General features: G+C 40.8%; 23 protein-coding genes and 1 pseudogene. 16 read left to right on the top strand and 8 right to left on the bottom strand.

Annotation, left to right across the window (positions count from 1 at the left end; all coding sequences use genetic code 11):
- Nucleotides 1-51 precede the first annotated feature (51 nt).
- Nucleotides 52-429: a cyclophilin-like fold protein gene (locus THETH_RS10105; protein ID WP_013933242.1), complete on the bottom strand. Its 378-nt coding sequence runs from the start codon at nt 427-429 to the stop codon at nt 52-54.
- Between the two features lie 86 nt (nt 430-515).
- On the opposite strand from THETH_RS10105, the gene THETH_RS10100 reads away from it, so the two are divergent.
- The 9 genes and pseudogenes from THETH_RS10100 to THETH_RS10060 all read left to right on the top strand — a co-directional run bounded on the left by THETH_RS10100 (nt 516) and on the right by THETH_RS10060 (nt 10917).
- Nucleotides 516-1154, top strand: coding sequence for a MarR family transcriptional regulator (locus THETH_RS10100; protein WP_013933241.1), 639 nt, complete (start codon nt 516-518; stop codon nt 1152-1154).
- 1 nt (nt 1155) lies between these two features.
- Complete coding sequence (locus tag THETH_RS10640) at nt 1156-2307, top strand: DegT/DnrJ/EryC1/StrS family aminotransferase (RefSeq protein ID WP_013933240.1); 1152 nt, start codon at nt 1156-1158, stop codon at nt 2305-2307.
- Between the two features lie 3 nt (nt 2308-2310).
- A complete protein-coding gene (locus THETH_RS10635) occupies nt 2311-3615 on the top strand; it encodes a nucleotide sugar dehydrogenase (RefSeq protein WP_013933239.1) in 1305 nt (434 codons plus the stop codon).
- Nucleotides 3616-3664: 49 nt separating this feature from the next.
- A pseudogene (locus tag THETH_RS10085) lies at nt 3665-5650 on the top strand (sodium-translocating pyrophosphatase).
- A gap of 33 nt (nt 5651-5683) precedes the next feature.
- The gene (gene xseA / locus THETH_RS10080; RefSeq protein WP_013933238.1) at nt 5684-6952 is read left to right on the top strand and encodes an exodeoxyribonuclease VII large subunit; all 1269 of its coding nucleotides are present in this window, start codon (nt 5684-5686) and stop codon (nt 6950-6952) included.
- The gene (gene xseB / locus THETH_RS10075; protein ID WP_013933237.1) at nt 6909-7118 is read left to right on the top strand and encodes an exodeoxyribonuclease VII small subunit; all 210 of its coding nucleotides are present in this window, start codon (nt 6909-6911) and stop codon (nt 7116-7118) included. Before xseA ends, xseB begins: the two co-directional genes overlap by 44 nt.
- Nucleotides 7102-8967, top strand: a complete 1866-nt coding sequence (gene dxs / locus THETH_RS10070; protein ID WP_013933236.1) for a 1-deoxy-D-xylulose-5-phosphate synthase — start codon at nt 7102-7104, stop codon at nt 8965-8967. The genes xseB and dxs overlap by 17 nt, the downstream gene beginning before the upstream one ends.
- Nucleotides 8958-9290 (top strand): Asp23/Gls24 family envelope stress response protein, encoded by a 333-nt coding sequence (locus THETH_RS10065; protein WP_013933235.1) that lies wholly within the window; start codon nt 8958-8960, stop codon nt 9288-9290. The genes dxs and THETH_RS10065 overlap by 10 nt, the downstream gene beginning before the upstream one ends.
- A 16-nt stretch (nt 9291-9306) precedes the next feature.
- Entirely contained in the window at nt 9307-10917 is a 1611-nt protein-coding gene (locus tag THETH_RS10060) for a DAK2 domain-containing protein (RefSeq protein ID WP_013933234.1), read from the top strand.
- Between the two features lie 44 nt (nt 10918-10961).
- Here the strand turns inward: THETH_RS10060 and THETH_RS10055 are convergent, their stop codons facing one another.
- Together THETH_RS10055 and tdh are read right to left on the bottom strand one after the other, a co-directional pair.
- A complete protein-coding gene (locus THETH_RS10055) occupies nt 10962-12146 on the bottom strand; it encodes a glycine C-acetyltransferase (protein ID WP_013933233.1) in 1185 nt (394 codons plus the stop codon).
- A 24-nt stretch (nt 12147-12170) separates the two neighbouring features.
- On the bottom strand, nt 12171-13205 hold the full coding sequence (gene tdh / locus THETH_RS10050; protein ID WP_013933232.1) for an L-threonine 3-dehydrogenase: 1035 nt from the start codon (nt 13203-13205) through the stop codon (nt 12171-12173).
- A 212-nt stretch (nt 13206-13417) separates the two neighbouring features.
- Here tdh and THETH_RS10045 point away from each other — a divergent pair, with 212 nt between their 5' ends.
- From THETH_RS10045 to THETH_RS10015, 7 genes are all read left to right on the top strand, one after another.
- A complete protein-coding gene (locus tag THETH_RS10045) occupies nt 13418-15253 on the top strand; it encodes an ABC transporter substrate-binding protein (RefSeq protein WP_013933231.1) in 1836 nt (611 codons plus the stop codon).
- A 77-nt stretch (nt 15254-15330) separates the two neighbouring features.
- Entirely contained in the window at nt 15331-16482 is a 1152-nt protein-coding gene (locus THETH_RS10040; protein ID WP_013933230.1) for an ABC transporter permease, read from the top strand.
- 16 nt (nt 16483-16498) lie between these two features.
- Nucleotides 16499-17476, top strand: coding sequence for an ABC transporter permease (locus THETH_RS10035; protein WP_013933229.1), 978 nt, complete (start codon nt 16499-16501; stop codon nt 17474-17476).
- A 5-nt stretch (nt 17477-17481) separates the two neighbouring features.
- Complete coding sequence (locus THETH_RS10030; RefSeq protein ID WP_013933228.1) at nt 17482-18480, top strand: ABC transporter ATP-binding protein; 999 nt, start codon at nt 17482-17484, stop codon at nt 18478-18480.
- The gene (locus THETH_RS10025; RefSeq protein ID WP_013933227.1) at nt 18470-19639 is read left to right on the top strand and encodes an ABC transporter ATP-binding protein; all 1170 of its coding nucleotides are present in this window, start codon (nt 18470-18472) and stop codon (nt 19637-19639) included. The genes THETH_RS10030 and THETH_RS10025 overlap by 11 nt, the downstream gene beginning before the upstream one ends.
- Nucleotides 19636-20037: a hypothetical protein gene (locus THETH_RS10020; protein WP_013933226.1), complete on the top strand. Its 402-nt coding sequence runs from the start codon at nt 19636-19638 to the stop codon at nt 20035-20037. Before THETH_RS10025 ends, THETH_RS10020 begins: the two co-directional genes overlap by 4 nt.
- Nucleotides 20034-20396, top strand: coding sequence for a hypothetical protein (locus tag THETH_RS10015; protein WP_013933225.1), 363 nt, complete (start codon nt 20034-20036; stop codon nt 20394-20396). The genes THETH_RS10020 and THETH_RS10015 overlap by 4 nt, the downstream gene beginning before the upstream one ends.
- Here the strand turns inward: THETH_RS10015 and THETH_RS10010 are convergent.
- Genes THETH_RS10010 through THETH_RS09990 form a run of 5 tightly spaced genes read right to left on the bottom strand, consistent with a single transcriptional unit; the run spans nt 20358 to nt 25638 of the window.
- A complete protein-coding gene (locus tag THETH_RS10010) occupies nt 20358-20945 on the bottom strand; it encodes a CPBP family intramembrane glutamic endopeptidase (protein ID WP_013933224.1) in 588 nt (195 codons plus the stop codon). The genes THETH_RS10015 and THETH_RS10010 overlap by 39 nt on opposite strands.
- Nucleotides 20942-22726 (bottom strand): TIGR03960 family B12-binding radical SAM protein, encoded by a 1785-nt coding sequence (locus THETH_RS10005; RefSeq protein WP_013933223.1) that lies wholly within the window; start codon nt 22724-22726, stop codon nt 20942-20944. Before THETH_RS10005 ends, THETH_RS10010 begins: the two co-directional genes overlap by 4 nt.
- Nucleotides 22723-24384, bottom strand: coding sequence for a penicillin-binding transpeptidase domain-containing protein (locus tag THETH_RS10000; protein WP_013933222.1), 1662 nt, complete (start codon nt 24382-24384; stop codon nt 22723-22725). Before THETH_RS10000 ends, THETH_RS10005 begins: the two co-directional genes overlap by 4 nt.
- On the bottom strand, nt 24371-24772 hold the full coding sequence (locus tag THETH_RS09995; RefSeq protein ID WP_157723354.1) for a hypothetical protein: 402 nt from the start codon (nt 24770-24772) through the stop codon (nt 24371-24373). Before THETH_RS09995 ends, THETH_RS10000 begins: the two co-directional genes overlap by 14 nt.
- A 14-nt stretch (nt 24773-24786) precedes the next feature.
- On the bottom strand, nt 24787-25638 hold the full coding sequence (locus THETH_RS09990; protein ID WP_013933220.1) for a GNAT family N-acetyltransferase: 852 nt from the start codon (nt 25636-25638) through the stop codon (nt 24787-24789).
- Between the last annotated feature and the right edge of the window lie 18 nt (nt 25639-25656).

The raw sequence follows: 25656 nt of genomic DNA, 5'->3' as shown, positions 1-25656 counted from the left end.
AGGTCAGCTCCTTTCAATCATGCTCAAATCAACGATATATTACCACATTTTTCATTCCTCAAGCACGACTGTAACCTTTGTTCCAGGTGCAACTTGCTTCAAAGGTTTAAGGTCTGATTTTATCTTTCCAAAGACGTTTACGGCACTGGCAGGTCTAATTTTGTCGTCGCTGATGGGAGTCTTTCCGAAGAACAAACAGATTGCCCTTCCAGGAATCCAGAAGGCAACGTCGCCCTCTTCAACCACGTCTTTGCTGTTTTCTTCAACATTTATTTTCACTGGGGTTTCAAAGTAAATCTCATCTCCCCACCGGTTCACAACACTTTTGATTGGAAGTTCTTTCAGCACCGCTTCGCACGTAAGAGGAGCCTTTTCCTTGTCAAGCTCTGCAACGCATTCATAGTTTCCAAAGATGAACTTGATCTTCACCAGAACCACCTCCTAAGTACTAATTTTATTGAAAAATTTGATCAAAGACAAGGAGTGGTATATAATTCACTCAGTGAGTGATCAATTTGGAACAAGAACGTTTCTTCGAACCAACGGCAATTTACAGAGAGTACTTGATTCTCAGGGCAATTCTTCATCAAGAACATATTTCGCAAAAAAAGCTTGCGAAAATGGTGGGCGTGGTTCCTTCGATGGTCCACAACTACTTGATAACCCTTCAAGAAAATGGATTGATACAAAAATCTGGCTCAAAGAGAAAGATGAAGTATCAATTGACAGAAGCTGGGAAAACACGCCTTCAGTATCTAACCGTTCTGTATTTCAGCGAAGTTGCCAGGCTATACAAACAATCGAAAGAAAACTTTCGAAAAGTCTTCGACGATCTTCGCAGTACCAACAGTCATAGATTGGTTCTTTACGGTGCAGGCGTCATCGGTCAAAACTTGGCATGGCTTTTGATCGAAGAAGGATTCAACTTGGTTTGCTTTTTGGACGACGATCCAAAAAAGCAAGGAAAAGAAATAGCGGGAATTCGTGTACTACCACCCGAACAATTTCACTCTCAAGAATACGATGCGGTTTTAATAGCTTCGTTCAAGCATGCCGATGAAATCTTCCAAAAGGCAAAGTTGGTTAACTTGAAAAATGTATACATTTTTAGGTTAAAAACCTCTGGAGAAATGCATCTTGAAAGGGGAGATTAGCATGAAAGTTCCTCTTTTTGATCTTACAAGACAATACCAATCTATAAGATCTGAAATTTTAAACTGTATCGACGAGGTTTTGAAATCCGGTAGGGTTATCCTTGGTCCAAACGTCGAAAGACTTGAAAACGAAATTGCAAGTTACATAGGCGTAAGGTATGCCATCGGAGTTGCAAACGGTTCAGATGCTTTGTACATAGCGGTCAAAGCTTTGAACATCGGTGAAGGCGATTTGGTTATAACTACTCCGTTCACGTTTTTTGCCACAGTAAGCTGCATAACCAGAAACAGGGCAAGTTTCATTTTTGCGGACATAGACGAGGAAACCTTCAACGTGGATTTGAACGAAGTGGAAAAGATTTTGCAAGAACATCCGAATAAAGAAAGGATAAAGGCTTTCATACCGGTTCATCTCTTTGGAAGAACAATTGATCTGGAAAGGTTGGAAAACATAAAAAACAAATACGGTTTGAAAATAATCGAAGACTGCGCGCAATCGATAGGATCGGAGTGGACTTATTCATCAGGACAAAGGAAAAAAAGCGGTAGCGTTGGAGATCTGGCAATTTTGTCCTTCTTCCCCACGAAGAATTTGGGAGCGTACGGGGATGGAGGAATGATTCTGACAAACGATGAAAAACTTGCCGAGTTTTGCAAAGTGTTCAGGGTTCACGGTGCAAAAGTTAAGTATTTCCATGAGATAGAAGGAATCAACAGTAGGCTTGACGAAATTCAAGCGGCAATTTTGAGAGTCAAGATGAAATACCTTGACGATTATCACCGAAAAAGGATTGAAATAGCAAGAAAATACAACGACCATCTAAAGGATCTTCAAAAAAATGGTTTCATCGTCCTTCCAAAAGTTGAAGATGGCTTTGGATGTGTTTTTCACCAGTATGTTGTGAGGGTTAAAAACGGACTTAGGGACAGTTTGAAGGAGTTTCTCAAACAAAATGGCGTTGAAACTGCGATTTACTATCCTTTACCAATGCACAAACAAAAGTGTTTTGAAAAGGACGGCTTAACTTATTCCTTTCCCAAGGCAGAAAAAGCTTGTCAAGAAGTTCTTGCACTTCCAATGTTTCCAGAACTGCTCGATGAGGAAATCGAATACGTTTCAAGCAAAATCCTCGAATTTTTCAAGGGGGTATGAAAGGTGTTGAAAGAAAAGATAGTCAACAAAACAGCTGTAATAGGAGTCATTGGGCTTGGCTACGTTGGTCTTCCTTTAGCCGTTGAAAAAGCCAAAGCAGGATTCAAGGTGATAGGTTTCGATATTCAGCAAAAAAGGGTTGACATGGTGAACAGAGGAGAAAACTACATAGGAGATGTTGTGCCTGAGGATTTGAAAACTGTTGTTGAAAAAGGTATGCTGACTGCAACGACAAACTATGACCTTTTGAAAGAATGCGATGTGGTTACCATATGCGTTCCAACCCCGCTTGATAAATTCAAACAACCTGATTTGAGTTACGTCATCAACACAACGGAAGAAATAGCAAAGCGTTTGCACAAAGAGATGCTTATAGTTTTAGAGTCGACAACATATCCCGGCACAACGGAAGAAGTTGTTAAGCCAATTCTTGAAAAAACAGGTTTAAAGTGTGAAGAGGATTTTTACCTTGCCTTCAGTCCAGAAAGAGTGGATCCTGGAAATTTGATTTACAAAACTAAGAACACGCCAAAAGTGGTTGGAGGAGTGGGTAAAAAATCAACGGAACTTGCAAAACTGCTTTATGAATCCATTCTTGATGCACCTGTTTTTGTCGTATCTTCCCCGAAGGAAGCTGAAATGTCCAAAATCCTTGAAAACACCTTCAGAATAGTCAACATAGCTTTGATAAACGAAATGGCAATAATCGCAAGGAAGATGAACATAAACATTTGGGAGGTTATCCAAGCAGCTTCGACAAAACCGTTTGGTTTTATGCCGTTCTACCCCGGGCCAGGAGTGGGTGGACACTGCATACCAATCGATCCGTTTTATCTGACCTACAAAGCCAGAGAGTATGGATATCACACAAGGTTGATAGAACTAGCCGGTGAAATAAACGACTCGATGCCTGAATACGTAGTGCAAAGGGTAATGGAACTTTTGAACGAAAGGAAAAAGTGTTTGAACGGTGCCAAAGTTCTACTTGTAGGAGTTGCTTACAAAGGTGACGTTAGCGATACCAGAGAATCTCCTGCGCTAAAGGTCCTTGAAATTCTTGAAAAATACCACGCAGACGTTGTACCAGTTGATCCCTACGTTGAGGAATTCAAATACAAAGATCAAATAAGAAAAACTCAAAAATTAACCGAACAGCTGTGCGAATGGGCTGATATAGCTGTCATCACGACCGCTCATAAAAGGAACGTCGATTACAAAATGCTTGTTGAAAAATGCAAATTAATCTTCGATACGAAAAACATTCTTGGCATGCTTGGATTCAAAGGCGACAACATTTATCTGCTTTGATTTTTCTTCCAGATGTGTTCTATAATACGGTAAACAAGGGGGTGATCGAATGGCTTGGTTTGTAATAAGTTTGATTTCAGCTGTTGGTGCTATTCTTATAGCTCTTGGCCTTTTCAGATACGTTGTGAAAAAAGACCCTGGAACTGAGAAGATGCAACAAATCTCGCAGGCTATCAAAGAAGGAGCACTTGCCTATTTAAGACGGCAAAACCAGGTTCTTTTTATCTTTGTCATCGTAATGTGTGTGATCATAGGAGCGGTTGCAACTTACACCAAAGGTTTTTCAATCGGTGTTGGAATGGCAATTTCGTACGTACTTGGATCTTTCTGTACCACGTTGGCAGCATAAGTTGGTATGAGGGCCGCTGTTGAAGCAAACGTTCGTGTCGCTTCCGCGGCTAGAAATGGTCTTAAAGCTGCGTTTCCTGTTGCATTCTTCGGTGGAGCGGTGATGGGATTGTTCGTTGTAGGGATTTCGTTGTTTGGTATCACGGTACTTTACTTCGTCTTCAAAGTTCTTCTGGGTTGGCCGGAAAACGATGCGACAAACATGGTTCTTGGGTTCAGCTTTGGGGCAAGCGCACTTGCCTTGTTTGCCAAAGCAGGTGGTGGAATATACACGAAAACTGCCGATATAAGTGCTGATTTGGTTGGAAAGGTTGAACTTGGTATACCAGAGGACGATCCAAGAAACCCAGCTGTAATAGCAGACAACGTTGGAGACAACGTGGGTGATGTTGCTGGGATGGGTGCAGATTTAACGGATTCTTACATAGCAAGTATCATAGCTGCGATGGGATTAATTGCATCAATTCTTGGTTTGATTTTCGTGGTGAGAAGCATCAAGACCAGTCCAGGAAAAGCTTTGAACATAGGAACTTTTTCAACTTGTGTCATCTTTGTGGTCTTTCTTTTCCTTATAACAAAAATTTCAAACCTTGGAGAAAGATGGCCTGGGGTTTTCCTTCCAACGCTTGCTGGACTTTTTGCGGGCATCGTAACTGGCTTGACATCGGATTACTTCACTTCGATAGAAAAAAAGCCAACAAAGAAGGTTGCTGAAGCTTCGGTAACTGGAACAGCCATCAACATTTTGACCGGTTTTTCTTACGGACTTACCAGCATCGTTCCACCGATTCTGTGCATTGCGGCTGCCACAGTTGCCGCTTGGTATTTGGCGAAGTGGTTTGGCGTTGATCCATTTTACGGTATAGCCAACGCAGCTCTTGGCATGCTTTCGATAGTCGGAATGATAATTTCTGCCGACGCTTATGGTCCAATATCCGACAACGCAAAAGGTATTGCCGAACAATCTGGCTTGGGTGAGCAAGTAGTTGCCGTAACCGATATGCTCGACGCTGCCGGAAATACCTCGAAAGCAATCACAAAGGGATTTGCCATAGGATCAGCTGCTTTGACAGTTTTAGCACTTTTCTCAGCTTATGCGCATCTTGTCGACATAAAATCTCTCGATATGATTTCACCACAGGTTATAGCAGGTTTGTTCATAGGAGCAATGATGCCACCGCTACTTTCCGCACTTTTAATACTTGCGGTTGGAAAAAACTGTGAAAGAATGGTTGCAGAAATTAGAAGGCAATTCAAAGAAATTCCTGGCTTGATCGAAGGAAAAGCAAAACCGGATTATGCCAAGTGCGTGGATATAGCAACAATTGGGGCTTTGAAAGAGCTCATTCTACCCGGTGTTCTTGCCATAATAGCGCCCGTCTTAACGTTGATAATCCTGGGAAAGGAAGCCTTGGCGGGATTTTTGGCAGGAAGCATAGTCAGCGGAATAATTTTTGCACTTTTCATGGCAAATGCCGGAGGAGCTTGGGACAACGCTAAAAAATACATCGAAGAAGGACACTACGGTGGAAAAGGCTCGGAAGCGCATAAAGCCGCTGTCGTTGGTGATACCGTTGGCGATCCATTCAAAGATACCGCAGGTCCTTCCTTGAACACTATGATAACCGTAATGTCACTGGTCGCGGAAGTCTTTGCTCCTTTGCTGTTGCTTATAACCATTCGTTAACCTTTGAATTCAAACAAAAGGGGGCTTTCAAAGATGCCCACTTTTTTGTTGAACAACGGTAGTATAATCATTTTGCACTTGGAGGGAAAAAAGTTGGACGAGAAGATTTACAGCGTTTCCGAAGTGACTCGTTATATAGAATCACTCATAAACGATGATCCTTATCTAACGGACATAAACGTAGTTGGTGAAGTAGTTGATTTGAAAGAAAGATCAGGACATTTGTTCTTCACGTTAAAAGACGAAGAAGCCAGTATAAGCTGTGTGTTCTTTGGGGGTGTGTACCGAAGCAAAATTTTAGAAGGATCCCTGGTGAAAGTGTATGGTGATGTGAGAGTGTACGCTCAAAAAGGCTTTTATCGATTGATTTGTAAAGAGGTACGAACTTTGACTAAAGCTGGCAACATGTTCTTAAAGCTCAGGCAGACTTATGAAAAACTTTTGAAAGAAGGAATTTTCGAAAAACCAAAAAAACCTTTTCCAAAATTTCCAAGCAAAATAGGCATTATCACATCACGTGATTCGGCAGCTTATCAAGACATTTTAAGAACAGCCAGGGAAAGGTTTCCAGCAGTTAAAATTATCTTATTCCACACGAAAGTTCAAGGAGAAGATGCGAAAGAAAGTTTGCTAAAAGCATTGGAGGATGCGAACAAGGAAAACTTGGACGCTGTGATAATAGCAAGGGGTGGTGGGGCAAGCGACGATCTTTGGGTTTTCAACGATGAGGAAATCGTGAGAGCCGTTTTCAAACTTCGCCACCCGGTTGTGACTGGTATAGGTCATCAGATTGACACTGTCCTTGTGGATTTTGTGGCTGATTACTCTGCCCACACTCCAACGGCAGCCGCCGAGTACCTGCTTCCAAGTAAATCCGAGATAATCTCCGAAGCGTCTAAAAATCTAGAGAGGTTAAAAAAGACCGTGGAAAATCTGATAAACACCAAATTCGCGTTGGCAAAATCAGCCAGTCAAAACTTGAGGAAAATCGCTCGCTTCAAAGTGATTTCTGAGATAGATAAAGCCAAGTTAACTATGACCAAATTGTATTCAAAAGCGAACTTAATTTTAGAAAAATACGAAGCAACGCTGAAAGTCCTAGGTGCAAAACTTTCAATGCTTGATCCATTGCTTCCACTTACAAAGGGATATTCAATAGTGTCAAAAGATGGAAAATGGGTTAAAAGCATACGCGATGTGGGAGTTGGGGAAATATTGATGATAAAATTCTTCGATGGAACAGTGAAGGTGATGGTTTATGAAAATAGACGAGATGTTGAAAGAGCTTCAGATGATCGTTGAAAAACTTGAAAATGAACAAGTCAGCGTTGAGCAGGCTTTGGAAATGTTCAAAAAAGGTGTAGAAATATACAAAAATTTACTTTCAGCGCTCAAAACTGCTCGACTTGAAGTTGAAGATATCTACGCTCAGCTTGAGGAGATGGAAGACGATGTATCCAACTCTTGACGATGTGCAAAAGGCTGACGTTTCCCAACTTGAAGAATATGCAAAAATGATAAGAAAAAGGATTATAGAAGTTGTGTCGAAAAACGGAGGGCATTTGGCTTCGAATTTAGGAGTCGTTGAACTTACCCTTGCGCTTTACAAAGTTTTTGATCCAAGGAAAGATGTTGTAATCTGGGATACTTCGCACCAATGTTATACGCATAAACTTTTGACAGGAAGATGGGATAAATTCGACACCTTAAGACAATTCAATGGAATCAGCGGTTATCTGAATCCATTGGAATATGAGTATGACCATTTCGCACTTGGTCACGCTGGTACTTCGATTGCAATGGCACTTGGAATTGAAAAAGCCCTGAAACTAAAAAAGCTGAACAAAAATGTGGTGGTTGTTATCGGTGACGGCGCACTTTCAAATGGAGAGGTTTTGGAAAGCTTAAACCAATTGAAAGCTCAAAAGTCGAAGATAAAGATCATCTTGAACGACAACGGTATGTCTATCGCACCGAACGTTGGTGCCCTCTCTGAAGCTTTTATGCAGCTTAGGACAAGTCAAGCTTACGTGAAGCTGAAAGAATTGATAAAGGCTTTCCTTGAAAGTTCGGAAGCTGGTAAAAATTTGGAGGATGAGCTGAGAAAATTCAAGAACAGTTTGAAGGCGTTTGTAACTGGACTGGACTTTTTTGAAACTTTGGGAATAAAACACGTTGGACCTGTTGATGGACACGATTTGAAAGTATTGGTTAAGGTATTTCAAAGAATTAAAGATTACGATTACCCGGTGGTTGTGCACGTAATTACCCAAAAAGGAAAAGGATTTAAACCGGCCGAAGAAAACTGTGTTATGTTCCACAGTTCCCCAAAATTCGACCCCGAAAGCGGAGAGCCAATTTTAAAACAAGGTTATTTGTCGTTCAGCGATGTTTTTGGACAGGCTTTGGTGAAGATAGCTTCTCAAAGGCAAGATGTTTTTGCAATAACCGCTGCCATGCCGGATGGAACTGGACTTAGCCATTTTGCAAAAGCTTTCCCAGAAAGGTTTGTAGACCTTGGAATAACGGAACAAAGCTGCGTTAGCTTTGCGGCTGGCTTGGCAAAGATGGGATTTAAACCCGTGGTTGCAATCTATTCAACTTTCCTTCAAAGAGCCTACGATCAAATAGTTCACGATGTTGCCTTGCAGAATTTGGATGTCTTGTTCGCGGTGGACAGAGCAGGACTTGTTGGTGAAGATGGGCCAACTCACCATGGAATTTTCGATATAGCGTTTTTTAAACCAATACCAGGTTCAAAAATCTTTGCACCTATGAACCTGAAGGAAACGGTTTCGATCTTAAGATCGATCTTTGAATTGAACGTAAAAGGTGTTGTGGCAGTAAGGTATCCAAAGGAAAGTGAAGAAGCCAATTTTGAACAGCTTTGGAAAGAATCAAGCATAATCGATCCCTTTCGATGGGAAATCGTGAGGCAAGGTCAAAGCGGTGTAGCAATCTTAGCGGTTGGAACCATGGTAAAAAATTGCTTGAAACTCGAAAGCATAGATCCGACAGTTGTTTACGTTAGATGTGTGAAACCTTTGGATGAAAATCTTTTAAAGCAACTAATTCAAGATCACGATAGTTTCGTAACTGTGGAAGAAGGTGTTGTTACTGGTGGATTTGGAGAAAGTGTGGTGAGTTTTCTGAACAGCCTTGGTATTAGAAAACCTGTTCTATGCCTTGGTTTGAAAGAGGAATTTGTTCCGCATGGTTCAAGGGAGGATCTGCTAAAATTTTGCGGGCTGGATGTGAAAGGCATCTTTGACAATGTGATATCATTTATGAGAAAGGAGGTATCAACATGGTCATAAAGATGGAACATGGGGATCTCGAAATCAATTTGAAGGTTCTTAAGAAATTGGCTTACATAGCCACCAGGGAAAGTTATGGACCTGTGAACATAGCTTCGGAAAGCTTCTTTGGAAAACTTTTTGGAGAAAAGGAAGAGGAAAGGATAAAAGTCGAGGAACTTGACAATGGAAAAATAGTGGTGGACCTTTACCTTGAAGTGGAATACGGTGTGAAAGTCTCTGAAGTTGCGAAAAACATCATTGAAAATGTTTCGCATGTTCTTAAAACGATTGGTGGTTGTGAAGACGTGGAAGTGAACGTTCACGTTATCGGCATCCGCTGAAGGGGGTGCCGAGAACTTGGAAAAAGTAAACGGAAAATTCTTCAAGCTTGCGTTTCAAAAAGCTACAGAAATTTTGGCGGCGCACGTTGATGAATTAAACGCGCTGAACGTTTTCCCGGTGCCAGACGGCGACACGGGCTCCAATATGCTCGCCACGATGAAAGAAGGCTGCAAATATTTGGACGAACTCACTCAAAACGATTTGCCTTCCATAATGGAAGCCATAAGAAACGGCACTCTGATGGGTGCCAGGGGAAATTCTGGAGTTATTCTTTCACAAATATTTCGAGGTTTTGCTGATTACTGTGGAAAGAAAAAGAGTTTAACCGCGGTTGATTTCATTGGTATGTTTAAAACTGCTCGCGCAGTTGCCTACAAAGCAGTTATGAAACCTGTCGAAGGAACCATGTTAACCGTTTTAAGGAGACTAGATGAAAAATCTTCCCAAGCCCAAAACTTTGAAAAAATTTCGGATGTTCTTCAATGGGCTGTTGAAGTTGCGGAAAATACAGTTAAAGAAACCCCAAGACTTTTACCTGTTCTAAGAGAAGCTGGTGTTGTCGACGCTGGAGCAAAAGGATTGTACTATATTCTGCAAGGCTTTCTAAAAGTTGCGCTGGGTGAAACTGAAATCAACTTGCAATTGGTTACGACAAAAAACGGAGAAATTGTTGTGGAAGTACCAGCTGAAGAATTGGTTTACCAATATTGCACCGAAGTGATGATAAAGCTGAAAAACACATCAAGCAATTTTAGTGTTGATCCTTTAAAGGGTTTTCTTGAAGAAATCGGAGATTCGGCGGTTGTCATACAAGACGAGCAAATTTTAAAAACACACGTCCACACGAACGATCCAGGGTTGGTCATTCAAGAAGCTTTGAAGTATGGAGAATTACTTAAGGTAAAAATCGACAACATGAAGCTTCAACACGAACACTTTGTTGAGCAGGTACAACAACAAACGAAAAACAAGTATGGTTTCGTCGCTGTTTCGCCAGGTCCTGGGATTTCGGAGGTTTTAAAAAGCCTTGGTGTTGATCAGATAGTACGCGGTGGTCAAACTATGAATCCAAGTACAGCGGATCTCAAACATGCCATAGATAAAGTCAACGCCGAGATAGTCTTCCTATTTCCAAACAACCCCAACATCATTCTTGCAGCTCGTCAAGCCACCGAACATGTTAACGACAAAAAGGTCATAGTGATACCCACCCAAACAGTCCAAGAATGTATCTCCGCCATGATGAGTTTTGATCCTGGTGAAGAACCGGAAAAATTGGAAAAGAAATTCCAAGAAGCTGCAAGTTACATAATACCTTTGGCTATAACAAAAGCTGTGAGAGATGCAAAACACAACGGGACCAAGATAAAAAAAGGCGAGTACATGATCATGAAAGGAAAAAAGTTGATAGCCCATGGTCAATCTTTAAAACAGGCTTTAAACAGAGCCTTGGCTGCATTAGATCTTAGAAACAGAGAGGTTGTGACGATATTCACCGGCCAAGATGCAACCAACGATGAAGTTGAGATTCTAAAAAATTACTTTTCGAAAGTCATCGAAAACGCACAGATTGACGTTCGCGAGGGTGGACAACCTCATTATCCCTACCTTATAATGATTGAATAAAAATGAAAAAAATAAAGATAAAGGGAGGGGCACGGTTGCCCCTCTTATTTTATGATCCCAAATTCTCGTCCAATCTTTTCAAATTTCTCTATTGCAAAGTCCAGATCCTGCTTTGTGTGAACTGCGCTTATCATGACCCTTATCCTTGCTTTGCCGTGAGGAACGAGTGGGTAACCTATCGATTGTGCAAAAATGCCTTCTTCAAACAATCTTTGACTGAACTTGCTTGCAACCGTTGCATCGTAAAGCATAACCGGTGTGATCGGTGTTTGGCTTTCTCCAACGTCAAAGCCAAGTTCTTTCATCTTGGATTTGAAGTAATTTGCGTTATCCCAAAGTCTTCTGACCCTTTCATCCGATTCCATGAGCATTTTAACCGCTTCAAGACAAGCTGCCGTATCGGCTGGCGACAAAGGCGTGCTGAACATGAACGGGCGTGCTTTCTGCCTCAGATAATCTATCAACTCTTTTCGACCTGCAACGTATCCTCCAACAACTCCGAAAGCTTTGGACAAGGTGCCAATCTCGATGTCAACTTTTCCGTGCAAATTGAAATGATCAACTATTCCTCTTCCAGATTCACCAAGAACACCTTCTCCGTGAGCATCGTCTACCATTACCAACGCGTCGTACCTTTCCGCTAGCTCCACGATTTCTTTCAAAGGAGCAATATCACCATCCATACTGAAAACCCCGTCGGTTATTATCAGTTTTCTCCTTGCACCTTCTTTGGTGGCTTGTTCGAGTGCTCTTGCAAGGTCTTCTATATCTCGGTGCTTCCAAATGTATCTTTTGGCTTTCGAAAGCCTCACACCATCAATGATACTTGCATGGTTAAGCTCATCGGACAATATCGCATCCCTTTCGTCAGTTATTGCTGGAATGACCGCTTGGTTGGCAAGAAAACCAGATTGGAGGAATAAAACATCTTCAACCTTTTTGAAAGCAGCCAGCGTTTTTTCTAGTTCGACGTGTATAGCCATCGTACCCGCAATTGTTCTGACAGCTCCAGGTCCGACGCCCCATTTTTCAATGGCTTTTATAGCCGCTTGTTTCAACCTTTCTTCGTTGGCAAATCCCAAATAGTTGTTTGAGCAAAGGTTTAAAACCTTCCTTCCGTCGATCGTCAACCATGCTCCCTGGGGACTTTCCAAGGTTCGAATGTTTATGAAAAGACCCTTTTGTTTTGCTTCTTCTATCTCTTTGGTGAAAACAGAATAATCAAACATAAAACTATCCCTCCTTTTTACTTTTTAGGAAATTTCCATCACAATTTTTCCACAATCGCCTTTGATCATCAACTCAAAACCCTTTTGCCAATCTTGAAAAGGAATAACGTGAGTTACCACTTTTGATAAATCAACCTTTTTACTTTTCAAAAGTTGATCAGCTGTTCTCCAAGTTTCGAACATTTTCCTTCCGGTTATACCGTACACCTTTAAACCCTTAAAAGTAACAAATTCATCAATCGGTATCTCAACGTTCTTGCTGTAAACGCCCAGGATAGAAACTGCCCCACCTCTTGTCACACACTTTAGACCATCAAGCAATGCTTGCACGTTACCAGACATTTCAATTACAACATCCACACCTTCACCGTTTGTGAGTTTCACCACCTCTTTTTCAAGATCTTGACAAGATGGATCGATGACCACATCAGCACCGTTTATTTTTGCAAGTTGTTTTCTGTATTCTCTTATTTCTGACGCTATAACAAGAGATGCTCCTGCAGCCTTTGCAACTTGAATAGCCATAGCACCGATTGGACCAACTCCGGTTATCAAAACAGTTTTTCCAGTCAAATCTTCCACCAAAGTTGCATGCACAGCGTTGCCAAAAGGTTCCATAACTGAAGCATATTCTTCTGGGATCTCTTTTGAAACTTTCCAAAGAATTACTTGCGGAACCTTTATGTACTGTGCAAAAGCTCCATCGATATCAACACCTAGTATTTTCATATCCTTGCAAATATGCATTCGACCAGTTCTGCATTGATAGCAATTTTGACATGGTATATGTGATTCGGCGGCGACGTAATCTCCTACCTTGACTGTATCAACAGCCTCTCCAACTGCTTCAACAACTCCAGCAAATTCATGACCAATTGTCATAGGTGGTCTTATATGGCTTTGTGCCCACTTGTCCCACTTGTAGATGTGAACGTCTGAACCACATATGGATGCTTTTTTAACCTTTACAAGAACCTCGTTTGGGGCAAGTTCTTTTGGTTGTTCAACATTTTCCATACTTAAACCTGCCGCCATGGATGTTTTTCTTATAGCCAACACTTTAAATCCCTCCCAACTTGAAAGCTTACACCAAAGTAATCTTCCAATCCAAACAGTTTAGTATAGCAGCCAACAAAAATTTTTTCATACTATTTGCTTTAAGAAAGTATTCGAAGCAGAATGGTTCCGTCTGAATGAATTTGCCAAACAAACACCAAATTAGTGTATAATATACTTGCGACAAACCAAACCAATGGAGGGAGGTAGTAGGGATGAGGAAACTTTTGGTGATTCTTTCGGTAGTTGTCGCTGCTGCTGTCTTTGCACAAACCATCAACTGGGCTTTCTTAGCAGAACCAATTACCTTGAACCCATGGCAGCACTACGGCCCAAACGCCACCGTTTGGAACAGCTACATAATTGGTCCAAGGTATGGTTCTTTGTACACCTATTCAGACGTTAGATTCGATTGGATTCCAGGGCTTGCCACAGATTTGCCTGATTTGAAACAAGAAGGAGACCTTTGGGTTTACACGATCAAACTTAGAACAGATGTCACATGGTCAGATGGAACTAAGTTTACTGCAGATGATGTTGTCTGGACGATGAACACAGTAAGGAAATTGATCGTTGAGTATGGTCTTGGTGGAAACTGGGCTAGCATGGTTGACAAAGATTATTTCGTAAAAGCTGAGAAAGTTGACGATTTTACCGTCAAAGTTTACTTTACAAAACCAAGTTTGGCAAAAGCAAACTTTGGAGCTTTGATGATGCCGATTTTGCAGAAAAAGTATTGGGAACCAAAGGTTGAAGCAGCTCTTAAGAGTGCCAACCCGCTTCAGGAACTTTACAACTATGATAATTCAGACGAACCAATACTTGGAGCATTTGCTTTCAAGAGATGGGAAAAAGGAGCTTTCATCGAAGTTGCTGCAAGGAAAGATTACTTTGATTCAGGAAGCATTTTGACACTTTACAAAAATGGTGCTGTTAGCTTTTCAAATCCAAAGACTGGTTTCAGCTGGTCAGGCTATGGTGAACCAACAGGAGAAAAGGAACTGGAACTTGTCACTGGGCCATATATCGATGGTATAATTTACAGATTCTATCTGAACCGCGCAGCTGCTATAACAGCATTGATAAACGGAGATGTCAGCTTCATCTTCAATCCTCTTGGGCTTCAAAAAGGTGAAGAAGATCAACTTGCAAGAGTTCCTGGCATAAAACTAATCAAAAACAGCGTCAATGGCTTTAGATACATCGCTTTCAACATGAGAAGATTCCCAATGAACATCAAAGAATTTAGGCAAGCAATCGCAGCTATCACTGACCGCGAATTCCTCTGCTCAAGAGTTCTTGGTGGACAAGCCTTCCCACAATATGGAGTTGTTCCATCTGCTAACGTTTTCTGGTACAACCCAGCGGTTGAGAAACTTTCACCTGGTTATGGAATGTCCTTTGGTCAGAGAATGCAACTTGCAGTAGATCTATTGAAAAAAGCAGGCTTCAAGTGGGTTGTAGAACCAAAGATCGAAGGTAACAATGTGGTCAGAAAAGGTAGAGGCTTGATAGGTCCTAACGGTGAAAGAATTGAAAGCATTGAACTGTTGGCACCTGGTACTGGTTATGACCCAATGAGGGCAACCATGGCGTTGTACATCGAAAGATGGGCTAACGACCTTGGTATACCGATAAAAGCAAACCTTGTTGATTTCAACTACATCGTTCAAAGAGTTTGGGATGAACCGTTCAACTTTGATATATACATGCTCGGTTGGAGCCTTGGATACTACCCAGATCATATAGCAGACTTCTTCAAGAGTGACAGAGCTGGTGTCGGTGATTTCAATACACCTGGTTACAACAATCCAGAGTTTGACAAGCTCTGTGACGAATTTCTTGCCGCATCTGATATTGAAACCGCAAGAAAATTGGCATTCAAACTGCAAGAAATCCTTGCAGAAGATCTCCCATATCTTGTTCTCTTTGATGCGCCTGTAACAGAAGGCTACAGAACAGATCAAATCATCTTCCCATACGAAAAGACGCTGTCAGGCTTACAATATGTAAACGGTGTTCCAACACTTGTAAAACCAGTTGTTAAATGAAACTAGGAATTTCTATTGAATTTCAACCGCCCCTTTTGGGGCGGTTGGATTTTGTTAAACGAGAAAGGAGGTAAAATGTGCTTAAATACATTGGTAAAAGAGTTGTACAAATAATCATACTTTTGTTCATTTACATCACCATTGTTTATTGGCTGATCGAGGCAATGCCTGGAAGTTTTGTAGATAAATACCTGATGAATCCAAAACTTACACCTGAAATAAGAGAAAATCTCAAACGACAGTTTGGTTTTGACAAACCACCCTTTATTAGATATTTAACTTATATAAAGAATTTCCTAAAGCTTGATCTTGGTATATCTTTTTCATATTTTCCAAGAAAAGTCACATCTATTATTGCCGAGCGACTTCCAAGGACTGTGTTTCTCTTTGTAACGGCGACTTTGGTTTCTTATAGCCTTGGTTATTCGCTTGGTAAAAGAGCCGCATGGAAGCGTGGAAATCTTTTGGACAAAACGGCTACTTTTGTTGGAATTGTTTTTTGGACAATCTTTTTACCTTTGCTTGCCATTTTCAACATATGGCTATTTGGGGTAGTCCTTGGCATATTGCCACTCAATCAGTTTATCAACCCCAATTTGTGGAGAACTGCACCAGTTTCTGCCCAGACAGTTTTCATAAGACTCTTGCTTAATGCCTTTATTTTCCTTGTAATTTTCTTGATTTCAATGATTATTGCTCAAAGACTCAAAACAATTGCCGCTAAGAAATTTTTACTGTGCAGTACTGCTGGTGTTTTCCTGTTTGTCTCAATTTTAATATGGATTTTCTCAGGCCTTGGAAGATATGCCTGGGATATAATAAATCACATGATTTTGCCCGTTTTAACTTTGACAATATATTCATTTGCCGGAAGCATGCTTGTGATGCGTGATACCATGCTCGACGTTATAAGAGAAGATTATATAACAACTGCAAAAGCAAAGGGATTACCTGACAGAGTTGTTCGAGACAAGCATGCCGCAAGAAACGCTTTACTTCCACTTGTAACGAATTTTGTCATTAGCCTGGGCTTTACGGTAAGTGGTGGAATCATAACCGAAACCATGTTCTCTTGGCCTGGACTTGGAAGAACTTACCTTGAAGCTTTGAATCAGCAAGACACACCACTTCTTATAGGTTTGTTGGTCTTCACAGGAATATTTGTTCTAATAGCGCATCTTGTTGCGGATATTCTTTATGCTTTCTTAGACCCACGAATAAGATATTGAAGGAGTGGTTGATGTGATGGAAGCGATTGTTAAAGAACCACTTTGGAAAATTCGTTTTAAACTTTGGATTAGGTCTTTCAAAGCTGGATGGAAGATTTTCAGAGAGAAAAAACTTGCAGTTTTCGGGCTTGGAGTTATAATCTTTTTTGCTATCTTTGGGGCTTTGTATCCGCTTTACCCAATCGTGATGAAAAACCTCTTTTGGAAAGATGATCCCTTTGCTTTTGATACCTTTAGTCCGTACGATCCTGTGATTGGTTTTGATCCAAACATTTACAATCATCCTTCACCTCCTTCTTTACGACATCCTTTGGGCACAGATCCACTTGGAAGGGATATACTTGCGATGATCATGTACAGCACACCAAGAGAATTTGTCCTTGGAATAACAGCCGCGTTGATAACAGTTATGATAGGAACTTTCATAGGTGCAAGCTGTGCTTATTATGGAGGAATTATAGATACGTTTTTTATGAGATTGGCAGACGTGGTTATGCTTTTTCCAAGTCTAGCACTTTTGATGGTTCTAAGTGCTTTCATGGAACTAACACTTTTTAGATTAGCTGTCATACTTGGGATACTTTCAGGATTTGGCTCGATAACTCTTGTTCTCAAAGCCCAAGCTTTGACGGTAAAGGTTAGACCTTTTATAGAAGCAGCTAAATCCGCTGGAGCCAGTGATGCTTATATAATCTTTAGGCATATTATTCCCAACATAATGCCTCTTTCCTTTTTATACATGATGTTCAACGTCACAGGTGCCATTTTCACCGAAGCCGTTCTTTCCTTTTTAGGTCTTGCCAATATACGAATGAGTTGGGGTGTAATAATTCAAATGGCAGAATCTTCAGGTTACCTTATGGGAGCAAGCATAGGAACATATTGGTGGTTATGGGTACCTGCAGGAGCTTGCATAACTTTGCTCTGTTCAGCTTTTTACTTCCTTGGAAGAGGGCTTGAAGAAATTGTCAATCCAAGGCTCAGGAAGAGGTGAGAAAGTTGGTTCTCTCCGTGAGAGACTTGAGGATGTATTACAAAACCAAAATGGGTTATGTGAAAGCTGTTGACGGCATAAATTTCGACCTCGATTCAGGAGAAAGTTTAGGTATCGTTGGCGAATCTGGTTGTGGAAAGACCTCAATATCGATGACAATATTGAGGCTTTTACCTGACAACGCCGAATTCAAAGGCGGACAGGTTCTTTTTGACATGGGGAATGGACCGGTTGATCTGGTAAAACTCAGTGAAGATGAAATGAGAAAATACAGATGGCGGGGAATATCTATGGTCTTTCAAGCAGCGATGAATTCGCTCAACCCAGTTTACAAAGTTGGAGACCAAATAGTTGAAGCCATTCAAACTCACTTTCCAGACATGCCTTTGGACAAAGCTCGTAAAAAAGTAGCAGAGCTTTTTGAACTGGTTGGATTAGACCCATCCAGGATGGATCAATATCCACATCAATACAGCGGTGGTATGAAACAAAGAGCAATAATTGCAATGGCTTTGGCGTGTGATCCAAAGGTTATAATCGCTGATGAACCAACGACAGCTCTTGATGTAATCGTGCAAGATAGAATACTCAAAGAAATGAAAAAGATTCAGCAAAAATTGAATATGGCCATGATTTACATCTCACACGACATTGCTGTGATAGCTGAGGTAAGCGACAAAATAGCAGTTATGTACGCTGGAAAATTCGTTGAATTGGCAGATTCAGTTACGATATTCAAGCGTCCGATGCATCCTTACACCTACGGTTTGATGCACGCTTTCCCAAGTGTTGCAGGAGAAAAAACCGAGCTTGTGACGATCCCTGGAGAACCTCCAAACTTGCTGAATCCTCCGAGTGGATGCAGGTTCTCACCGAGATGTCCAAAAGCCGATGAACTTTGCAGAAAGGTTGAGCCAGAGTACAGGGAAGTTGATAAAAACCACTTTGTGGCATGTCATCATCCTATTCAGCCTGGAGAGGTGGTGCAATTCTATGAAAAATGAATTGATTTTGAAAATAGAAGGACTTAGAAAGCTTTTCCCTGCGGAAAGAAGACTTTTTAGAAAAACAAGGCTTTTCGTTCATGCCGTCGACGAAATTTCGTTTGAAATCAAAAAAGGAGAATCTCTCGCACTGGTTGGAGAATCTGGATGTGGAAAAACCACTACTGGAAAAGTTCTGGTTGGCTTGGAAGAGCCAACAAAAGGAAGAATAATTTTTGAGCAAGAGGACATAACACCGTTGCTTTTCGAACATGAAAGCAAAGCCATAGAATACGTTGAAAAAACCTATGTGGAAAAGTTTATCAACCTTGAGCGAAAAGATTTGGAAAAGCTTTCTGGGATAGAAAGAATCTACGCAGAAAGATTCTTTGCACTTGGAAAAAACAGAGAAAGGTTCATACAGGAATTTTTGAACAACAGAAGAGAAAGGATAAGACAACTCAGAAGAAAGGTTCAGATGATCTTTCAAGATCCGTATGAATCTTTAAACCCAAGAATGACGATCTTTGACATTGTCTCTGAGCCTTTGAACATCCATGGTATTGGTGACCTCAAGGAAAGAGAAGAAAGAGTGACACAAATGCTTGCAGATGTTGGACTAACGCCTCCTGAAACTTTCATGTTCAGATTTCCTCACGAACTTTCTGGCGGACAAAGGCAAAGGGTTGCAATCGCAAGGGCTTTGATTTTAAATCCATCTTTCGTTGTTGCAGACGAGCCAACCTCAATGCTCGATGTTTCAATAAGAACTGGTGTGATGAAGCTCATGATGCGCCTGGCAGAGGAGCACCACATAAGTTATTTGTATATCACGCACGATCTTGCCGTTGCAAGGTACATGAGCAACAACATAGCCGTTATGTATCTTGGAAAAATAGTTGAAACAGGTCCAACCGAAGAGGTTCTCAAAAATCCACTTCATCCGTACACAAAAGCCCTTTTGGCGGCAGTTCCAATACCTGACCCAGAAGTGAAAAGAGGGGAACCGAACATAAAGGGAACGGTACCGAAGCCTATAAATCCACCTAACAGATGCAGGTTTTTCGAAAGATGTCCGTATGCTGTTGAGTACTGCGAGAAAAACGATCATCCACCGCTGTCAGAAGTTGCACCAGGTCACAAGGTAGCCTGCTACGTTGTCAGTGGCGAGGTAAAATGAAAAAAACGATTTTTTGGCTAGTTATCTCCCTGATGGCGGCAAATTACGCCATCGGGGTTTTTGTTTACAGAAGCTATGTAAATAGACTTAAAGCTTCCTCAATAGTTTGTACTTTGCAAAAGAGAGATATGCATTTCGTTGGTTCGATAAAGGTTGAAAGTGATAAAAATCTCAAATTGATACCAATTGACTTTCAAATTTACATCTACAACGAAGAAGGGGATTTACTCCAAGTTATCGCTGATTCCATCGCAGGTAATTTCAAAAGCTTTGAAGTTGAATCAAAAACAGATTTACCCCTCAAGCAACTTAAGGTTACGGGAATTTCAAACGCCAGGATAAAATGGTTGTGGCTGGAAGACATCATTCCAATATCAATTGAGGTGCAAAAGTTTTGAAGAGAAGGTTCCTTTCCTTTTACTTATTGATGACTTTCGCTTTTCATACAACGATTTTTGAGCTTTTGATGAGCCGCTTCTCGCCGTTACCAACCGTTTTGGTATGGATCTTCGCACTGATTTTGAGTTTTTACGTTGGAAACAGTTTTTCAAACTTTTCAAAAGTTCTTTGGTTGTTGACCTTATCTTTTATATCAAGCGGTGTTATAAGCTATTTTGTCATGATGGTTTATTTGCGCGAAGCTTTAAAGTTTGCCGTCCAAATTGTGACGCTAAAAATGACAGTTGTATCGCTCGTGACGATCTTTGCAACAAGTTGTTTAATTTCGCTCGTTGGTTACATTTTTAGAGAAAAATAAAACTAAGACAGCGGCAAGATTGTTCACTGTATGGCACAAAACTGGGCAAAACAGACTTTGAGTTTTCAAAACCGAACTTGAAAAAATGTATCCAACGGCAAATCTGTAAAGCAAATTGTAAACAGAAAAATTTTCCAACCTCGAAAAAACATTTAAAAGGTGCAGCGAAGCGAAAACAAATGCATTTTGAACTGAATTTGGATAAATGTAAAGCAATATACCCCTGAAGAAGATTTCTTCAGAAAGAGGCATCAAAACACCGACGCTGACAACGATTTCAAAACCTAGTTTGTATGGAATTTTCGCTTGTGAAGCTTTGAAAAACCAGCCAAAAAACAAAGTTATCAAAAACAAAATCAGAAACCACCAAAAACCGGCAAAATTCACCTTAAAACCATAATTAACCTTTAACAGGAAAAACAAGATGGTTGAAAAAACGACTTGGTTAACTCCAACGACTAAAAGTCGATATTTTGTTTTCAACCTCGACGAAATACTTTGAACGACAACAAATCCAAGGAGCAGTATCAGATAAAATATCGCCTTCAAACGGTCACCTCCAGAATGTTTCTCAAAGCACCATTGCAAATGCCACATCCACTGCAATAACTCCAACGGCAATCAGGTGTAACTTCTCCGCGCAAAGCCCTGAGATACTCTGAAATGAGAAATTCTTTGCTTACAACTTGAATGTGATCCCACGGAAGCAGTTCGTAAAGTTCTCGTTCAGACATATACATTTTCAAATCTATCTGCGATGATTCTATCGCTTTCACCCAAATCTCAAAGTTGAACATGCCTTCCCAGTTGTCGAAGATCGCTCCGTTTTTGAAAGCGTCAAAGACAACGTTGAAGATTTTTCTATCTCCTCTTGATAAAAGTCCTTCCACCAAGCTCATTCTAGGATCGTGAATGTTCAAAGAAGCTATCCGCTTCAGCTTTGAAAGCACTTTTTTGACATGATCAAAGTATTCCAAATCCATTTGCTTGGCAAACTGAAATGGAGTATGGGGTTTTGGAACAAAAGACGCAACCGAAACATTTATTTTTGAAAAACCAATTTTCTTTGCTATGTTAACCATTTCCACGATTCCCTCAAGATCTTCATCCGTTTCTGTGGGCAAACCAACCATGAAATACAGCTTTATTCGATCCCACCCAGCTTCCTTTGCGGCTTTTAAGGCATTTAGATAATCTTCCTGCGTTACATTTTTGTTTATCACGTTTCTAAGTCGTTGTGTGCCTGCCTCTGGTGCAAAAGTTAAACCAGTTCTTCGTGCTATCGTGATAAGTTTTGCTATCTCGACTCCAAAAGCGTCGAGTCTTGTTGAAGGTATAGAAAGTGAAATGTTAAGCTTCTGCAGTTTCTCGTTCAAATTGGTCAAAATATCCACTATTTTTGAATGGTCTGCCGTTGACAACGAAAGCAAAGCAAGTTCTTCATAACCGGTGCAAAACAAAGCTTTCATCGCTTCATCGACAGTTTCTGCTTTAAACTTTTCCCTAACTGGACGGTAAAAAATTCCAGCTTGACAGAATCTACAACCTCGATTGCAACCACGCATTATTTCAACGACTATTCTATCGTGAACCGTTTGACAATGCGGTACGATTCGAAATTCGTCTAATATATGTTCATTCAAATCCTGAACGGTCCTTTTGAATATTTTTGGATAAACCCAGTCGTACTTTGGCTTGGGAGGTATTGTGGGTTCGTAAAACATCGGAACGTAAAGTCCCTCAAGCTGAGAGAGGGCTTTGAGTTTTTCAAATCTGCTTGCTCCTTTCATCTCAATCAAAACGTTTGCTATTTGTCTGATCACCTCTTCTCCTTCTCCTATGACCATGGCATCGAATACTTCAGCCATCACCTCTGGATTCAAAGTACAAGGACCACCGGCTATCACCAGCGGATCGCTTTCCCTTCTTTCAAAGGACCTTATGGGGATTTGAGCTAAATCAAGAAGGTGCAAAACGTTGGTGTAGGAAAGCTCATATTGAAGAGATATACCAACGACATCGCAATTTTTCACAAAAGTTTTCGATTCCAAGGTGAACAATGGAATTTTCTTTTGTTTCATCAAATCGTACATGTCTTTCCAGGGGAGAAAAGTTCTTTCACACCAAACTTCTTCCATTTTGTTCAGCACTCTGTACAATATCATCAAACCAAGGTTTGACATTCCTATTTCGTAAACGTCTGGAAAAGCCAAGACAAACCTGAGTTTTACCTTTCCTGGATCCTTTAAAACTTGGTTGTATTCCCCTCCTATGTACCTGGAAGGTTTTTCGACATCAAGAAGGTGTTTATTCAAAAATTCAAGTATCATCTCTTTCCACCCCAATATTCAAAAACTTTTCTAGCCAAAGGCGCTGCGGCTTCTCCTCCGCTTCCGGAATTTTCAAGCAAAACGACAACCAATATCTCTGGGTTACTCGCGGGTGCAAAGCCAGCAAACCACGAATGGGGTAATTGTCCACTTTTTCCAGTTTCCGCTGTTCCAGTTTTTGCTGCCACATCCATTTTCAATCCCCTGAAAGCTCTGTAAGCTGTTCCTTCGTCCCTAGGCGTTCCACCGTTTGCAGATTGAACAACTTCACGTAGCGCGGATACGAGAAATTCATGGGTTGATTTTTTCATAGAAACTTTGTACAAAACTGTTACATCAGGTTCGTAAACCTTTTTACCGCGAAAATCGAGGATGGACTTGAGCAACCTAGGCTGATAGCATGTTCCTCCGTTGGCTATTGCGTTGTAAAAACTTGTTATTTCCAAAGGAGTAACCAAAATAAAGCTTTGTCCTATCCCACACAGAATTGTATCACCAGGATACCAAGGTTCTTTGAATCTTTCGTACTTCCAAGTTGGATCTGGAAACAGACCCTTCCTCTCCCCAGGAAGATCTATCTGTGTCAGCTCGTCGATTCTAAAGAAAGATGCAATCTGTTTCATTCTCTCTATACCGAGATGCAACGCTAGGTTATAAAAGTAAACGTTACAGGAAACTTTTATGGCTTTTTTAAGATCCGTCTCACCATGTCCTTCTAGATACCAATCTCTGTAGGTTCCCAAAACTCTGCCAGTAGTTCCAACGTATTCAAAATATCCCAAGCAGTTGATCGAAGGGATATCGAAGTCCGCTTCTTCGAGAAGTGCTATGGCATAAAGAGGCTTTATAACCGAACCAGGAGGATAAAGCCCACCTATGGCTCTGTTCAACAGAGGACTCGATGGATCGTTGACCAGTTCTGCCCATTGTCTTGCACTCACACCTTGTGCAAACACGTTCGGATCAAAAATTGGGTAAGAAGCCATCGCCAAAATTTCGCCAGTTTTCACCGATTGAACTATTATCGCACCAGGTTTGCCATGTCGAGCCAAGAGTTCTTCAACGTAACTTTGAAGCTTCGAATCTATGGTTAAAACCACATCGTTACCTCTTATCGCGGGAGATTCCACGAACCTTCCCAAGATCCTTCCACGAATGTCTATGCTTATCAACTCATAGCCGTCCACACCTTTTAAATAGGAATTGTACATCGCCTCAACACCTGAAATTCCTTGTCGGCTTTGATCAACGTAGCCAACCACATGACTTGCCAAACCAGAATATCTGCGCAACAATTTTCGAGATATCATCAATCCTGATTTTTCAAGTCTTTGCGCTTCTGTTTCCGAGATGATTATCTCATCGCCTTGTATCAATTGAAGCATCTTTTCTTTGCCAAGTACCTGTTCAACCAATTCGGTGTTTATAGCGCCAACAGCTTTTGCCGTTACAACCTCTTCATCCCAAGCCAAAATTGTTCCGTCTCTTGTTAAAATTCTTCCCCTTGGGGCTTCCAGCCTTCTTACGTAAACTTTGAGAGAATCAATGTACTCTCTGTGGGTTTTGTACTGAATAACCTGCAAAACGAAAGCTCTTGAAAGGAGAATTAAAAACGGGGTTAGAACAAACAGATACAGAAGAAATTTACGAGACCTCATACTTTCTCCAAAGCAACAAATTTAAGGCACAAAGTAAAAGTACACTCGGTAAATAAGAACCTTTTAAAAAGACTATCAAACTAACACACAAAACATAACTGAAAAATGGCACAAAAGAGTTAAGAAAATAATCACGAACTATTAAAAACACCACGTAGGTTGAGAGCAAAATCAAATGGGCAATCGTTATGGTTTTAAAACACACCGCCGAGTGGATAAAAAGAACAATTAAAACTCTCAAGGCGTCCACCGAACTTTTAAACCTTAAATACTCAAATACCATATAAAGGATCAAAAGCGGAAAAAGATCAAAATAAACTCCGTCAAAAACTATAACCCCTAAAATGGCGATGTACGGAAAAATTTTTCCAAAATGTTCAAGCCTCACCGCTTTCACCCATTTCAGTATAACTCTAATTTCATCTCAAGCTGTGTTAAAAAAACCTTAAAACCACACTGCAAAGCGGCGTTGTACATCGGATCATTTTCAGGGACGTTGAAAATAGCACAATAACGTTTGTTCTCAACTTTGCACACGTATTTTGAAGCTGCATCCAAAAGATCTGGGTAAACTTCCAAAACCTTGATGGGAGAACAATCAACAATGAAAGCATTTTCCTGATTTGACCCCCAAACCAGATATCCTTGAGTTCGTCTAAAGTTCACACGACCGTATTTGTAGCGACCAGAGGATAACAGAAGCGTTGCGGGTTCTCTTTGCCAATTGGGGGAACGATGAAGATTCAACGAAGCTTCAATCGAAGCTTGATGAATCCATCTTGGGTCAGCCATTACAACAGTCAATTCCTCACTCTCACTAAAAGTCTCGATTTCTCTCATCATCGAATGAAGCTCTCTGATTGTTCTAAAACCGTTTTTTTCGTAAAATCTAACGGCTTTCGATTCTGTTTTTAGAACTTCAAGAACTACTGTTTGAACTTTCTTCCATCTTAGAGCATCCAAAGCGTGTGCAAGAATTCTGTATGCCAAACCAGTTCCGCGCTCACTTTTAACAACTCCCATAGCATCAATTCTGCCTCTTGTTCCTCTGATACAACAAACCACAAATCCAACGGGTTTATCGTCCTTCAAAAACACAAAGGAATCTGAGAGCGATACGGAATTTTCCCTTGCATCGAGGTTGAAAGATAGAATGTCCCATTTTATAGGCACTGAATAATCGCTGAATACCTCGTTTACCAGTTCGACAAAACGAGTAATTGGAAACTCAGAAAGAAGCTTAACGGTTTCCACCACAACACCCCCAAACAT

Origin of the sequence: Pseudothermotoga thermarum DSM 5069 (assembly GCF_000217815.1) — a bacterium.
Taxonomy (GTDB): Bacteria; Thermotogota; Thermotogae; order Thermotogales; family DSM-5069; genus Pseudothermotoga; species Pseudothermotoga thermarum.
The sequence above is the reverse complement of the archived record's forward strand: the minus strand, read 5'-3'. Positions and strand labels throughout refer to the sequence as shown.